Genomic DNA, 14,801 nt, shown 5'->3' with positions numbered 1-14,801 from the left:
TCCCACGCCGTCTTCTACGTGCGTAGCTTCTTTATCAGGCAATCACTGGCATGCCCACGCCATCGACAGGTCGACGAGGACTTGACCCCCCACACAGGCCGGCGCGTGCCGTCAGCGTTCCCCCCACCGAGCACCACCGTGCACCACCGAACTCTTCGGAGGCACGACATGCCCGTGCACAGACACAGACCCGCAACACCCCACCGCCTGCGCCCGCTCGCGGTAGGAATCCTGCTCACCGCCTTCTCCCTCCTGTTCACCCTCCCCTCCTCCGCCGCCGACACCCCCGCCCGGGGTTCCGCCCACATGGGCATGGGTGTTGTCGCGCACGACGGTCAGGGCGGTACGCCGAGCAGTGGTGACGCCACGCAGACGGAAGGCGTGGACGTCTCCGGCTACCAGGGCAACGTCGCCTGGTCGACCCTGTGGAGCAGCGGGGTCAGGTGGGCCTACACCAAGGCGACCGAGGGCACGTACTACACGAACCCGTACTTCGCCCAGCAGTACAACGGCTCGTACAACGTCGGCATGATCCGCGGCGCGTACCACTTCGCGACCCCCGACACGACGACCGGCGCCACGCAGGCGAACTACTTCGTCGACCACGGCGGCGGCTGGTCGAAGGACGGCAAGACGCTGCCCGGCGCGCTCGACATCGAGTGGAACCCGTACGGCGCCGCCTGCTACGGCAAGACGCAGAGCGCCATGGTCAGCTGGATCAGCAGCTTCCTCAACCAGTACAAGGCGCGCACCGGGCGCGACGCGGTGATCTACACGGCCACCAGTTGGTGGACCCAGTGCACGGGCAACTACGGCGGCTTCGCCTCCGCCAACCCGCTGTGGATCGCGCGGTACGCCTCCGACCCCGGCACGCTCCCCGCCGGCTGGTCCTACTACACGATGTGGCAGTACACCTCGTCCGGACCGACCGTCGGCGACCACGACAAGTTCAATGGGGCGCTCGACCGGGTGGTCGCACTGGCCAACGGCTGAGACAGCACCTCCCCGGCCGGGGATCCGGGGGTTACCCCCCGGGAAGACACAGCAACGGGGCCCTCGACCGGGTGGTCGCACCGGCCAACGGCCGACACTCCCGTGCGTGGGCACCGCGCGTACGGCGAAGGCCCGGGCCTCCCTCACGGGACCCGGGCCTTCCCTTTCCGGTCGCGTCCGTCACGCCGCGATCGGAACCTCCGGCGTCGCGCCGTTCGTCGCCGGCGACAGCGCCAGCTCCAGGGCCTGTCGGACATCCGTGACGGCGTGGACGTCGAGCTTCTCCAGGACCTCGGCCGGGACATCGTCCAGGTCGGGCTCGTTGCGCTTCGGGATGATGACCGTTGTGACACCCGCGCGGTGCGCGGCGAGCAGCTTCTGCTTCACCCCGCCGATGGGCAGGACACGACCCGTCAGCGAGACCTCACCCGTCATCGCCACGTCGGTGCGGACCAGGCGGCCGGACAGGAGCGAGGCCAGCGCGGTCGTCATGGTGACGCCCGCACTCGGTCCGTCCTTCGGGACCGCGCCCGCCGGGAAGTGGATGTGCACGCCCCGGTCCTTCAGGTCGCCCACCGGCAGTTCGAGCTCAGCGCCGTGCGACCTGAGGAAGCTCAGCGCGATCTGCGCCGACTCCTTCATCACGTCGCCCAACTGCCCCGTCAGGGTCAGGCCCGCCGCGCCCGTCTCCGGGTCGGCCAGCGACGCCTCGACGTAGAGCACGTCTCCGCCGGCGCCCGTGACGGCCAGACCGGTGGCGACACCGGGCACCGCCGTGCGGCGCTCGGCCGGGTCCTGGGCGGACTCGGGCACGTGGTGCGGCCGGCCGATCAGACCGCGCAGATCCGCGTCCGTGACCGTGAACGGCAGCTCCCGCTCGCCGAGTTCGTGCTGGGCCGCCACCTTGCGCAGCAGCCTCGCGACGGCCCGCTCCAGGTTGCGTACACCCGCTTCCCTCGTGTACTCGCCGGCGAGCTTGCGCAGCGCGCTCTCGTCCAGCGCGACCTCGTCGGGCTGCAGACCGGCCCGCTCCAGCTGGCGCGGCAGCAGGTGGTCCCGGGCGATGACGACCTTCTCGTCCTCGGTGTAGCCGTCGAGGCGGACCAGCTCCATACGGTCGAGCAGGGCCTCCGGGATGGCTTCCAGGACGTTCGCCGTCGCGAGGAACACGACGTCGGACAGGTCGAGTTCGACCTCCAGGTAGTGGTCGCGGAAGGTGTGGTTCTGCGCCGGGTCGAGGACTTCGAGCAGGGCCGCGGCCGGGTCGCCGCGGAAGTCGGAGCCGACCTTGTCGATCTCGTCCAGCAGGACCACCGGGTTCATGGACCCGGCCTCCTTGATGGCGCGGACGATACGGCCGGGCAGCGCGCCGACGTACGTACGCCGGTGTCCGCGGATCTCGGCCTCGTCCCGTACGCCACCGAGGGCGACGCGGACGAACTTGCGGCCCATGGCGTGCGCGACGGACTCGCCGAGCGACGTCTTGCCGACACCGGGCGGGCCGACCAGCGCGAGCACGGCACCGCCGCGCCGCCCGCCGACCACGCCGAGCCCGCGCTCGGAGCGCCGCTTGCGCACCGCGAGGTACTCGGTGATCCGCTCCTTCACGTCCTCCAGACCGGCGTGCTCGGCGTCCAGGATCGCCTTGGCGCCCTGGATGTCGTACTCGTCCTCGGTCCGCTCGTTCCACGGCAGTTCGAGCACGGTGTCGAGCCAGGTCCGGATCCAGCTGCCCTCGGGCGACTGGTCGCTGGACCGCTCCAGCTTGTCGACCTCCTTGAGCGCGGCCTCGCGGACCTTCTCGGGGAGGTCGGCGGCCTCGACGCGGGCGCGGTAGTCGTCGGACTCCTCCGCGTCCGAGGACTCGCCGTTCAGCTCGCGCAGCTCCTTGCGGACGGCTTCGAGCTGGCGCCGCAGCAGGAACTCACGCTGCTGCTTGTCGACGCCTTCCTGTACGTCCTTGGCGATGGACTCGGCGACATCCTGCTCGGCCAGGTGCTCACGGAGCTGCTCGGTGGCGAGCTTCAGCCGGGCGACCGGGTCACCGGTCTCCAGCAGCTCCACCTTCTGTTCGAGAGACAGGAACGGAGAGTAACCGGAATTGTCGGCAAGAGCGGAAACGTCATCAATTTGCTGTACACGGTCCACGACCTGCCAGGCGCCGCGCTTGCGCAGCCAGCTGGTGGCGAGGGCCTTGTACTCCTTGACCAGGTCGGTGACCCGGCCGGGCAGCGGGTCGGGCACGGTCTCGTCGACCCGGGTGCCCTCCACCCACAGTGCGGCACCGGGACCGGTCGTCCCCGCGCCGACCTTCACGCGCCCACGCCCGCGGATCAGCGCGCCCGGGTCGCCGTCGGCCAGGCGGCCGACCTGCTCGACGGTGCCGAGCACACCGGTGCTCGCGTACGTCCCGTCGATGCGTGGCACCAGCAGCACCTGTGGCTTGCCCGGCGTCGAGCGGGCGGCGGCCTGGGCGGCCTCCACCGCTGCGCGTACATCGGTGTCGTTCAGGTCCAGCGGAACCACCATCCCGGGCAGCACGACCTCGTCGTCGAGCGGCAGCACGGGCAGGGTGAGCGGTGTGGACGTCGAAGCCATGATCTCCCCTTCGGCAGTCAAGTTGAGCTATGCCGACTCAATGCACGTGAGCCTTCGATTGTTCCCCAGGGGCTGTTCGCTGTCAGCGATCACCTCTGCGATCACCTCTCCCCGCGCCCGCGCCAGGCCCGCGATCGGGATGAACGCCGCGCACGGCCCGGGCGTCACAGGAGCGGCGCCGGATTCGGCTCCACTCCACCGTCTGCCTCCGGGGGGCATCATGCGGTCCGTCAAACTGCTCGTCGTACTCGGCCTGGTCACTGCCGCCGCCGTCGGATGCGGCACCGAAACGACATCCGGCGGCGACAAGGTCCGTGACGGCGGCACCGCCGCCGACCAGGAGCGCGCCCGTCAGGTCGCCGCCGCCTGGGAGGGCTCCGAGGCGGCGCGGGTGTGGCAGCGGGGCTACTACCCGCTCGGCGATGCCGTTCAGCTCCCCGAGGGGGCCTTCCACGACGACGCCGACAAGCGCGCGTACATCACCCAGAACTTCGAACTGCGCGGCTCTCTTCCCGAGACGCCGGTGAAGAAGGGGAAGATCCGGTGGCCCGGCGGCGACTCGCTGGCCGTCCCGGTCGCCTCGGCGCGAGCGGCGTACGAGAAGCTCGACCGGGGCGGGAACCCCGGTCCGGCCCTCACCGTGACCGGTGCCCGGCTCGCCGACATGACCCTGCTGACCAGCCGGGGGGCGGCGACGGTGCCCGCCTGGCACTTCACGATCAAGGGCTACGACACCCCGCTCAAGCGCGTCGCGGTCACCCCGTCGAAACTCCCCCGGCCCCCGATCGAGCCCGTGCCGCGGCAGACGGCCGAGCTCGGGCCGCTCGCCGGGCTGGACACGGTCGCGGAGGACGGCCGGACGCTCACTCTGCGGGCACAGCACGGAGCATGCGACGACGGCCCCGCCGTCGATGTACTGGAGACCGGGGGCAGCGTGGTGTTCTCGGCCTCGATCCGCGGCGTCTCCGACGGCCCCTGCACGGACAACCTGCTCATCGAGAAGGTGACGGTGAAACTGGACCGCCCGGTCGGCGACCGCATGCTCCTCGACGCGTTCACGGGCAGGCCCGTGCCCTACGAGCAGCCCCACGCCACCTCACCGACCTGGAGCTGACTGAGCGCGGACGGCACGCGGCGAGCCGGGCCACCACGCTTCGCAAGGGCACCGCCACACGCCCGCAACGGCGTTCACAGGCAACCCCTGCAAACTGCAGGCTCATTCACAGCCAGTGGGACCGCAAGACGGGGGCGAACGGCACCATGGGGGACGAAATGGGCGAGGAGCGGCGGGGGCGTCCGGGGCGGCGCGGGGTGATCGCCGGGGCCGGGGCGGTGGTGGCGGGGGTCGGCGCGCTGGCGGTCCGGGCGGCGGATGGCGACGGGGGCGGGGCCGAGGGGAAGTCTCCGGTGGCGCGTACGGCGGCGCCGGTCGTCGGCCGGGCGCCCGCCACCACGCCGGGCACATCACCGACGCCGGGGGCATCCCCCCATACCCGGCCCGACCACCGCCCCAACATCCTGCTCGTCGTCACCGACGACCAGCCCAAGGAAACCGAGTGGGCGACCCCGGGGACCCTCGACTGGCTCGGCGAACACGGCGTGACCTTCGAGCGGGCGCATGCCACCACTCCGCTCTGCGCCCCCTCCCGGGCGTCGATCATGTCGGGGCGGTACGCCCACCACCACGGCGTCCTCGACACCCGCCACCCGGAGCGCCTCGACCAGAACACCACCGTGCAGCGGCAGTTGCACCGGGCCGGCTACCGCACGGGGATGTTCGGGAAGTACCTCAACTACTGGCGTACGGGCATCAACCCGCCGCACTTCGACGAGTGGCTGCTGCAGGAGCCGGTCCGGTACTACAACGGCCACTACAACGACAACGGGACCGTCCGGAACATCCCCGGCTACAACACCACCGTCATCAAGAACCGGACGCTCGATTTCATGGAGCGGTCCCGGGGCGACGAGCGCCCGTGGTTCGCATACGTCGCCACGCGCGCGGCGCACGAGCTGAACATCCCGGAGAAGAAGTACGAGGGGACCCAGGTCCCGGAGTGGGACGGGCGGCCGTCCGTCTTCGAGAGCGACAAGGCCGACAAGCCGCCGTTCCTGCGTGCGGGCGCGGCGCACCACTCGCTCGCCGACGGACAGGCCCTGCGGGCGCGGCAGTTGCGCACGCTGCTGTCCGTCGACGACGCGATGCGGGACTTCCGCGACAAGCTGCGGGCGCTGGGGCAGCTCGACAACACGCTGGTGCTGTTCACGAGCGACCACGGCCTGCTCTGGGGCGACCACGGCTGGCTGCGCAAGTCGGTGCCGTACCGGCCGAGTCTGGAGGTGCCGTTCTACCTGTCCTGGCCGGGCGGTGGCCTGGGCGAGGCCAGGACCGACGACCGGCTCACCGCGCACATCGACATCGCGCCCACGCTCCTCGAAGCGGCCGGGATCAGGCCGGACACCCCGCACGACGGACACTCGCTGCTCGGCACGGAGGACCGCGAGCATCTGCTCGCCGAGTGGTGGTGGAACCGCCAGGACAAGCAGCCGATCCACAGCTGGGCGTCGTACATCGGCAAGACCGAGCAGTACACGGAGTACTACGACCTGCGCCTCGACAAGAAGGGCGGCCTGCCGAGCAGCGCCGGCGACAACGGGGAGGTGGTCTTCCGCGAGTACTACGACCTGCGCGCCGACCCCTACCAGCTGACGAACCGGCTGCACGGGTCGACGGCCGCGCAGGAGCGCCGACTCGGGATCCCGGAGCTGGCCCGACGCCTCACGGCGGCCCGGCGCGGCTGACCGACGAGGGCGGTTACAGGGCGGTGGTTCCCAGGCAGGGCTCCGCCGTCCCGTGCCCGGTCTCTCGAACCACCACCAGCCCACCGTCGGTGCGCGCGGTCCGACCGGCGCCCCGCGCCGCCCGCCACCGCCGCACCAGCGGCCACGTCGAGATTCCGATCGTCAGGGACATCAGGTGCCCCCAGTCGGTCATCGGGTCGGTGAAGGCGAGGAGGTCGCCGACGAGCATCGCGCCGAAGCCGATCAGCACCGGCCAGCGCAGCCACGGCGACAGCAGTCCCGCGAGCGCGCCGACGCTCGCGGCGACGCCGAAGCTGATGCCGTAGTCGAGGCGGTGCAGGGAGCTGTCCGGCAGATGGCCGGCCAGCACCGAGAGCCCGACGGGCATTTCGGTGGCCAGCGTGGCGACCACATGCCCGAGCAGGAAGACACCGGCCGTCCGCAGCCCGCCTATCCGCCGCTCCAATGCGGTCAGGACGACCAGGAACGCGACCGCGTACGGCGAGGTGACCCCGCCCACGATCCACAGCGCGCTCGCGACCAGCACCAGCATCGGGTGCTGCACGAGGTGCGCGACGTCCGTGCTGGATCCCTGGTGCAGGGCGTGTACGAGGGAGGGGTCCGCGTAGTCCCCGATCAGCGACGTGACGACGAGGACAGCCGCGTACCCGAAGGTGAAGGGCGTTCCGAGGGGCGTGGGGAACAGCCGCCAGGGGCGGAGCGCGCGGAGCCGCCGCCGAGCGAGGGCGCCCAGCGAGACGGAGCCGCCTGCCGCACTCCGCCGCGTCGCGAGGGGATGCGGCGCCGCCGCGGTGGTCGGTTCGGGCGTCGAGCCCGGGGCTGATGCCGCCGGTTCGGGCGTCGAGCCCGGAGCCGGTGCCGCCGGTTCGGGCCTCGGGCCCGGAGCCGGTGCCGCCGGTTCGGGCCTCGGGCCCGGAGCTGATGCCGCCGGTTCGGGCCTCGGGCCCGGAGCTGATGCCGCCGGTTCGGGCGTCGAGCCCGGAGCCGGTGCCGCCGGTTCGGGCCTCGGGCCCGGAGCTGATGCCGCCGGTTCGGGCGTCGGGCCCGGAGCCGGTGCCCGCGTGCCCGTGCGGTCGGGCGCCGTGACGGGACCGCCGCGCTGTCGGGGCAGCCCGTCCAGCAGTGGCGCACCCGTCTCCGGGTCCGTGAGCGAGGCCTCAGCCCGCGCGGTCGCACTCGGGTCCACGGTGCGGCGCTCCTTCCGTCACGCCCCACCCTTCGTGTCCCGCACGTCGCTGTCTATGACCGACGCCACGCGAGAGGCGATTCATGGCAATCAGCTGACCACCGCGCCGATCCGCGACAACGGTGAGAGTCGGTGGGCGCTGTCCGGCCCCGCGGCTTGCCTCGCGCGAAAGCGGAACCCGCCCGTCTGCCGGCAGTCACCCGCGGGTGACTGCCGGCAGACGGAAGATCCTCGGGCGTGCACCCGGGGAGGAGGTCAACAGGGCTACTTCCTGATCCACCCACCCTGCGCGCCGCAATGGGGTGGCCCGTCAGGCGAAGAGCCGGTCAGGATGAGGCCCATGTCCATCCCGTACGACACCACCGCACCCACCGACACCCCGGTAGTCATCGACCGTCGCCAGGGCCCGTACGGCGAGGTCGTGCTGCGGCGACACGGCGCGCTGCTGCAGATCATCGCCAACGGGTGCTTCCTGATGGACACCTCCGACGGCCGCTCGGAGCGGCTGCTCGTGGACGCCGCGTACGACGCGCTGGACGGGCGCGCGCGGCCGAGTGTGCTGATCGGAGGTCTCGGCGTCGGGTTCTCGCTCGCGCACGCCGCCGCCGATCCCCGGTGGGGGCGCATCACGGTCGTCGAACGCGAGCCGGCCGTCATCGACTGGCACCTCGACGGACCGCTGTCCGCGCTCTCCTCCGAGGCCCTCGCCGATCCGCGTACGGAAATCGTCGAAAGCGATCTGGTCGCCTACGTCAATGAGATTTCCGACACGTACGACGCGCTGTGTCTCGACATCGACAACGGGCCCGGCTGGACGGTCACTGAAGGCAACGAGGGCCTGTACTCGAAGGGCGGACTGGCCAGCTGCGCAAGGGCTTTGAGGCCCGGCGGGGTGCTCGCGGTGTGGTCGGCGCAGCCCTCTCCGGAATTTGAAGGAACCTTGTGGAATGCCGGGTTCCAGCGGGTGCGTACCGAAGAGATCCCGGTTGCCCGGGGCGTTCCGGACGTCGTGCACCTCGCAGTCAGGCCTGGATAGCCGAGGCACGGTGACTGCCCGTACCCTGCTTCCCTGACGCAGATCATTCAAGCGTCAAGCGCAGTCATGGGATCACCCCACGGATTCCGGAAAGCACACCTCAGGGGCGGGCGATGGAGCAGACACACACCTCCCACAACGGCACGGCGGCGACGCCAGGCGCTCAGCGCCGGGTGCTGGTGGTCGAGGACGACCCGACGATCGTCGACGCCATCGCGGCCCGTCTGCGTGCCGAGGGATTCCTCGTGCAAACCGCGGGCGACGGTCCGGCCGCCGTCGATACCGCCGAGGCCTGGCAGCCCGACCTGCTGATCCTCGACATCATGCTGCCCGGCTTCGACGGCCTGGAGGTCTGCCGCCGCGTGCAGGCCCAGCGCCCGGTGCCGGTGCTGATGCTCACCGCGCGCGACGACGAGACCGACATGCTGGTCGGGCTCGGCGTCGGCGCCGACGACTACATGACGAAGCCGTTCTCGATGCGGGAGCTGGCCGCCCGCGTGCATGTCCTGCTGCGCAGGGTCGAGCGCGCCGTCGTGGCCGCCTCGACGCCGCGCAGCGGGATCCTGCGCCTCGGCGAACTCGAGATCGACCACGCGCAGCGCCGGGTGCGGGTGCGCTCGGAGGACGTGCATCTGACGCCCACCGAGTTCGACCTGCTGGTGTGCCTCGCGAACACCCCCCGTGCCGTACTCTCGCGCGAGCAGCTGCTCGCCGAGGTGTGGGACTGGGCGGACGCCTCCGGTACCCGGACCGTGGACAGCCACATCAAGGCGCTGCGCCGGAAGATCGGCGCCGAGCGGATCCGCACGGTCCACGGCGTGGGCTATGCGCTGGAGACCCCGACTCCCTGAGCCGGGCCTTCGTCGGGAGCTTCTTGAGGGGGCTGATGTGATGAGCGGGCTCGGGCAGCGCGGGGCCGGCGCGCGTGGTTTCGGGGAGCGCGGCAGCGCGGGTCCCTGGGGCGGCGTACGGCCCTTCTCCATCAAGACCAAGCTCGGCACACTGGTCGTCGTCTCGGTCTTCATCACCACCGGTCTGCTGATGATCGCGGTGCGCACCGAGACCGAGCTGCGCTTCATCACGGTCTTCTCGATGATCGCCACACTGTTGATAACGCAGTTCGTGGCGCATTCGCTCACCGCCCCGCTGGATGAGATGAACGCGGTCGCCCGGTCCATCTCGCACGGCGACTACACACGCCGGGTGAGCGACAGCCGCCGCGACGAGCTGGGCGACCTGGCCGAGACGATCAACCTCATGGCCGACGAGCTGGAGGCCCAGGACCGTCAGCGCAAGGAACTCGTGGCGAATGTCTCGCACGAGCTGCGCACCCCCATCGCGGGCCTGCGCGCGGTCCTGGAGAACGTCGTGGACGGTGTCTCCGCCGCCGACCCCGAGACGATGCGTACGGCGCTGAAGCAGACGGAGCGCCTCGGCCGGCTGGTCGAGACGCTGCTCGACCTGTCCAGGCTGGACAACGGCGTCGTACCACTGCGCAAGCGCCGTTTCGAGGTCTGGCCGTATCTGTCGGGCGTGCTCAAGGAGGCCAACATGGTCGCCTCCGCGCGCGCGGGCATCGCCTCGGGCTCCGGCAGTCACACACGCACCGACGTCCATCTGCACCTCGACGTGTCCCCGCCGGAGCTGACCGCGCACGCGGACCCGGAGCGGATCCACCAGGTCGTGGCGAATCTCATCGACAACGCGGTCAAGCACAGCCCGCCGCACGGCCGCGTGACCGTGAAGGCCAGACGGGGCGATCTCCCGGAGTCGCTGGCCCTGGAGGTCCTGGACGAGGGGCCCGGCATTCCGAAGTCGGAGTGGCACCGGGTCTTCGAGCGGTTCAACCGGGGCGGGGTCCCCTCGCCGCACGGTCCGGGCAGCGACGGCGGTACGGGGCTCGGCCTGGCCATCGCGCGCTGGGCGGTCGATCTGCACGGCGGCCGGATCGGTGTGGCCGAATCCCAGCGGGGTTGCCGGATCCAGGTCACCCTTCCGGGACTTCCATCTCTGCCAAGTTGACGTAAAGTTCGAACCGGAGCCACAAGATCCATCGGTGTCCGCACTGGCGGACACGTGTGATCAGGCAGAGGGCCGCGTGAGTCGTGCCGCGAGCCCCGATCGACGTACCCATTCCGGGCCGGAACCCCGCTTGTTTCCCGCCATTTCCACAGCCGAAACACGGTTTCAGCTGCGATCCGATGTGACTTGCGCGACGTTGGACGGGCCCGGCCTGACCTTCTCGGCCATGGAGGCGTAGCCTTTATTTCCGCTGTCCATCACCTTGTGAAGCGGAAGAGGGCGGTTGCCGCCGTGTCGCCACAGTCCCCCAGTAACTCGAGCATCTCGACCGATGACCAAGCCGGGAAGAACCCCGCCGCTGCGTTCGGTCCCAATGAGTGGCTCGTCGACGAGATCTATCAGCAGTACCTCCAGGACCCGAATTCGGTAGACCGAGCCTGGTGGGACTTCTTCGCCGATTACAAGCCGGGCGCCGCCGTCGCCTCGGCTCCGGCGGGTACTGCGGCCGCGGGGGCCGCAGGGACCACCACGGCGCCTCAGGCCGCGCCTGCCGCTCCGGCGGCCCCTGCCGCGCCCGCGGCGCCCGCAGCCCCGGCTCCGGCGGCTCCTGCCGCCGCGCGCCGCGCCCGCTCCGGCGGCCGCTCCCGCGGCACCGAAGCCCGCTGCCGCCCCGGCTCCCGCGAAGGCCGCTCCGGCCGCCGCCAAGCCGAAGGCCGCGCCCACGGTCGCGGCCGAGGCCCCCGAGGGCCCCGAGTTCGTCACGCTGCGCGGCCCCGCCGCCGCGGTCGCGAAGAACATGAACGCCTCGATCGAGGTCCCCACGGCCACGTCCGTGCGCGCGGTCCCGGTCAAACTGCTCTTCGACAACCGGATCGTGATCAACAACCACCTGAAGCGCGCCCGGGGCGGGAAGATCTCCTTCACCCACCTCATCGGGTACGCGATGGTGCAGGCCATCAAGGCCATGCCGTCGATGAACTACTCCTTCCAGGAGAAGGACGGCAAGCCGACGCTGGTCAAGCCGGAGCACGTCAACTTCGGCCTCGCCATCGACCTCGTGAAGCCCAACGGCGACCGCCAGCTGGTCGTAGCGGGCATCAAGAAGGCCGAGACGCTGAACTTCTTCGAGTTCTGGCAGGCCTACGAGGACATCGTCCGCCGCGCCCGTGACGGCAAGCTGACGATGGACGACTTCACCGGTGTCACGGTCTCCCTGACCAACCCCGGTGGCCTCGGCACCGTCCACTCGGTCCCGCGTCTGATGCCCGGCCAGTCGGTGATCATGGGCGTCGGCTCGATGGACTACCCGGCGGAGTTCCAGGGCACCTCCCAGGACACCCTGAACAAGCTCGGCATCTCGAAGGTCATGACGCTCACGTCGACCTACGACCACCGGGTGATCCAGGGCGCCGCCTCCGGCGAGTTCCTGCGCGTCGTCGCGAACCTCCTCCTCGGCGAGGGTGGTTTCTTCGACGAGATCTTCGAGTCGCTGCGGATTCCCTACGAGCCGGTCCGCTGGCTCAAGGACATCGACGCCAGCCACGACGACGACGTCACCAAGGCCGCCCGCGTCTTCGAGCTGATCCACTCCTACCGGGTCCGCGGCCACGTCATGGCCGACACCGACCCGCTGGAGTACCGCCAGCGCAAGCACCCCGACCTGGACATCACCGAGCACGGCCTCACCCTGTGGGACCTGGAGCGCGAGTTCGCCGTCGGCGGCTTCTCCGGCAAGTCCCTGATGAAGCTGCGCGACATCCTCGGCGTGCTGCGCGACTCGTACTGCCGCACCACCGGCATCGAGTTCATGCACATCCAGGACCCGAAGCAGCGCAAGTGGATCCAGGACCGCATCGAGCGCCCGCACACCAAGCCGGAGCGCGAGGAGCAGCTGCGCATCCTGCGCCGGCTGAACGCGGCGGAGGCCTTCGAGACCTTCCTGCAGACGAAGTACGTCGGCCAGAAGCGCTTCTCCCTCGAGGGCGGCGAGTCGGTCATCCCGCTGCTGGACGCCGTCATCGACTCCGCTGCCGAGTCCCGCCTGGACGAGGTCGTCATCGGCATGGCCCACCGCGGCCGCCTGAACGTCCTCGCGAACATCGTCGGCAAGTCGTACGCGCAGATCTTCCGCGAGTTCGAGGGCAACCTCGACCCGAAGTCGATGCACGGCTCCGGCGACGTGAAGTACCACCTGGGCGCCCAGGGCACCTTCACCGGCCTGGACGGCGAGCAGATCAAGGTCTCGCTGGCCGCCAACCCGTCCCACCTCGAGACGGTCGACCCGGTCATCGAGGGCATCGTCCGCGCCAAGCAGGACATCATCAACAAGGGCGGCACGGACTTCACGGTCCTGCCGGTCGCCCTGCACGGTGACGCGGCCTTCGCGGGCCAGGGTGTGGTCGCCGAGACGCTGAACATGTCGCAGCTGCGCGGCTACCGCACGGGCGGTACGGTCCACATCGTCATCAACAACCAGGTCGGCTTCACCGCCGCCCCGGAGTCGTCGCGCTCCTCCATGTACGCCACCGACGTGGCCCGCATGATCGAGGCGCCGATCTTCCACGTGAACGGCGACGACCCCGAGGCCGTCGTCCGCGTCGCTCGCCTGGCCTTCGAGTTCCGCCAGGCGTTCAACAAGGACGTCGTCATCGACCTGATCTGCTACCGCCGCCGCGGTCACAACGAGTCCGACAACCCGGCGTTCACGCAGCCGCTGATGTACGACCTGATCGACAAGAAGCGCTCGGTGCGCAAGCTCTACACCGAGTCCCTGATCGGTCGCGGCGACATCACCCTCGAAGAGGCCGAGCAGGCGCTGCAGGACTTCCAGGGCCAGCTGGAGAAGGTCTTCACGGAGGTCCGCGAGGCCGTCTCGCAGGCGCCCGAGGCCCATGTCCCGGACGCGCGGGCCGAGTTCCCTGTCGCCGTGACGACCGCGGTCTCCCAGGAGGTCGTGAAGCGGATCGCCGAGTCCCAGGTCAACATCCCCGACCACGTCACCGTGCACCCGCGGCTGCTGCCGCAGCTGCAGCGCCGGGCGTCGATGATCGAGGACGACACGATCGACTGGGGCATGGGCGAGACCCTCGCCGTCGGCTCGCTGCTGCTCGAGGGCACCCCGGTCCGCCTGTCGGGCCAGGACTCCCGCCGCGGCACCTTCGGCCAGCGCCACGCGGTGCTGATCGACCGGGTCACGGGCGAGGACTTCACCCCGCTCCAGTACCTGTCGGACGAGCAGGCACGCCTGAACGTGTACGACTCGCTGCTCTCCGAGTACGCGGTCATGGGCTTCGAGTACGGCTACTCGCTGGCCCGTCCCGACGCGCTGGTCATGTGGGAGGCGCAGTTCGGCGACTTCGTCAACGGCGCGCAGACGGTCGTGGACGAGTACATCTCGGCGGCTGAGCAGAAGTGGGGCCAGACGTCCGGCGTCACCCTGCTCCTCCCCCACGGCTACGAGGGCCAGGGCCCGGACCACTCCTCGGCCCGTATCGAGCGCTTCCTCCAGCTGTGCGCGCAGAACAACATGACGGTCGCCCAGCCGACGCTCCCGTCGAACTACTTCCACCTCCTGCGGTGGCAGGTGCACAACCCGCACCACAAGCCGCTGGTGGTCTTCACCCCGAAGTCGATGCTGCGCCTCAAGGCCGCCGCGTCGAAGACGGAGGAGTTCACCACGGGCGGCTTCCGCCCCGTCATCGGCGACGACAGCGTCGACGCCGCGGCGGTCCGCAAGGTCGTCTTCTGCGCCGGCAAGCTGTACTACGACCTCGAGGCCGACCGGAAGAAGCGCGGCGTCACGGACACGGCGATCATCCGCATCGAGCGCCTGTACCCGCTGCCGGGTGCCGAGCTCCAGGCGGAGGTCAACAAGTACCCGAACGCCGAGAAGTACCTGTGGGCCCAGGAGGAGCCGGCGAACCAGGGCGCCTGGCCCTTCATCGCCCTCAACCTGATCGACCACCTCGACCTGGCGGTCGGCGCGGACGTCCCGCACGGCGAGCGCCTGCGCCGGATCTCGCGCCCGCACTCCTCGTCCCCCGCCGTGGGTTCCGCGAAGCGGCACCAGGCTGAGCAGGAGCAGTTGGTGCGGGAGGTGTTCGAGGCGTAGGTCTCGGCACACCGGTCACGTACAGCGTTTCC

At 70.5% G+C, this 14,801-nt stretch carries 8 protein-coding genes and 1 pseudogene; 7 read left to right on the top strand and 2 right to left on the bottom strand.

Going from position 1 to position 14,801, the window contains the following annotated elements:
* The first annotated feature begins 168 nt into the window (after window positions 1-168).
* Window positions 169-993, top strand: a complete 825-nt coding sequence (locus AB5J53_RS32385; protein ID WP_369249145.1) for a lysozyme — start codon at window positions 169-171, stop codon at window positions 991-993.
* A gap of 180 nt (window positions 994-1,173) precedes the next feature.
* On the opposite strand, the gene lon is transcribed toward AB5J53_RS32385, so the two are convergent.
* Window positions 1,174-3,591, bottom strand: coding sequence for an endopeptidase La (gene lon / locus AB5J53_RS32380; protein ID WP_369249144.1), 2,418 nt, complete (start codon window positions 3,589-3,591; stop codon window positions 1,174-1,176).
* A gap of 220 nt (window positions 3,592-3,811) precedes the next feature.
* On the opposite strand from lon, the gene AB5J53_RS32375 reads away from it, so the two are divergent.
* Both AB5J53_RS32375 and AB5J53_RS32370 read left to right on the top strand, forming a co-directional pair.
* Window positions 3,812-4,705: a hypothetical protein gene (locus tag AB5J53_RS32375; RefSeq protein WP_369249143.1), complete on the top strand. Its 894-nt coding sequence runs from the start codon at window positions 3,812-3,814 to the stop codon at window positions 4,703-4,705.
* A 146-nt stretch (window positions 4,706-4,851) separates the two neighbouring features.
* Window positions 4,852-6,393 (top strand): sulfatase, encoded by a 1,542-nt coding sequence (locus AB5J53_RS32370; protein ID WP_369249142.1) that lies wholly within the window; start codon window positions 4,852-4,854, stop codon window positions 6,391-6,393.
* Between the two features lie 13 nt (window positions 6,394-6,406).
* Here AB5J53_RS32370 and AB5J53_RS32365 read toward each other — a convergent pair whose 3' ends face one another.
* Complete coding sequence (locus AB5J53_RS32365) at window positions 6,407-7,600, bottom strand: rhomboid-like protein (RefSeq protein WP_369249141.1); 1,194 nt, start codon at window positions 7,598-7,600, stop codon at window positions 6,407-6,409.
* 340 nt (window positions 7,601-7,940) lie between these two features.
* Here AB5J53_RS32365 and AB5J53_RS32360 point away from each other — a divergent pair, with 340 nt between their 5' ends.
* The 4 genes and pseudogenes from AB5J53_RS32360 (at window position 7,941) to AB5J53_RS32345 (ending at window position 14,769) form a co-directional block, all read left to right on the top strand.
* Window positions 7,941-8,636, top strand: a complete 696-nt coding sequence (locus tag AB5J53_RS32360) for a spermidine synthase (RefSeq protein ID WP_369249140.1) — start codon at window positions 7,941-7,943, stop codon at window positions 8,634-8,636.
* A 113-nt stretch (window positions 8,637-8,749) separates the two neighbouring features.
* A complete protein-coding gene (locus AB5J53_RS32355; protein WP_054236710.1) occupies window positions 8,750-9,487 on the top strand; it encodes a response regulator transcription factor in 738 nt (245 codons plus the stop codon).
* Window positions 9,488-9,527: 40 nt separating this feature from the next.
* Complete coding sequence (locus AB5J53_RS32350) at window positions 9,528-10,658, top strand: ATP-binding protein (RefSeq protein ID WP_369249139.1); 1,131 nt, start codon at window positions 9,528-9,530, stop codon at window positions 10,656-10,658.
* Window positions 10,659-10,949: 291 nt separating this feature from the next.
* A pseudogene (locus AB5J53_RS32345) lies at window positions 10,950-14,769 on the top strand (multifunctional oxoglutarate decarboxylase/oxoglutarate dehydrogenase thiamine pyrophosphate-binding subunit/dihydrolipoyllysine-residue succinyltransferase subunit).
* The last annotated feature ends 32 nt before the right edge of the window (window positions 14,770-14,801 follow it).

It is taken from the genome of Streptomyces sp. R41, assembly GCF_041053055.1.
GTDB lineage: Bacteria > Actinomycetota > Actinomycetes > Streptomycetales > Streptomycetaceae > Streptomyces.
This window is presented reverse-complemented; position numbering and strand designations above follow the sequence as displayed.

What these genes read in the sequence shown, in the direction of transcription:
- AB5J53_RS32385 (WP_369249145.1), top strand. Translation starts at nt 169, where the DNA reads ATGCCCGTGCACAGACACAGACCCGCAACACCCCACCGCCTGCGCCCG.
- lon (WP_369249144.1), bottom strand. Translation starts at nt 3,591, where the DNA reads ATGGCTTCGACGTCCACACCGCTCACCCTGCCCGTGCTGCCGCTCGAC.
- AB5J53_RS32375 (WP_369249143.1), top strand. Translation starts at nt 3,812, where the DNA reads ATGCGGTCCGTCAAACTGCTCGTCGTACTCGGCCTGGTCACTGCCGCC.
- AB5J53_RS32370 (WP_369249142.1), top strand. Translation starts at nt 4,852, where the DNA reads ATGGGGGACGAAATGGGCGAGGAGCGGCGGGGGCGTCCGGGGCGGCGC.
- AB5J53_RS32360 (WP_369249140.1), top strand. Translation starts at nt 7,941, where the DNA reads ATGTCCATCCCGTACGACACCACCGCACCCACCGACACCCCGGTAGTC.
- AB5J53_RS32355 (WP_054236710.1), top strand. Translation starts at nt 8,750, where the DNA reads ATGGAGCAGACACACACCTCCCACAACGGCACGGCGGCGACGCCAGGC.
- AB5J53_RS32350 (WP_369249139.1), top strand. Translation starts at nt 9,528, where the DNA reads ATGAGCGGGCTCGGGCAGCGCGGGGCCGGCGCGCGTGGTTTCGGGGAG.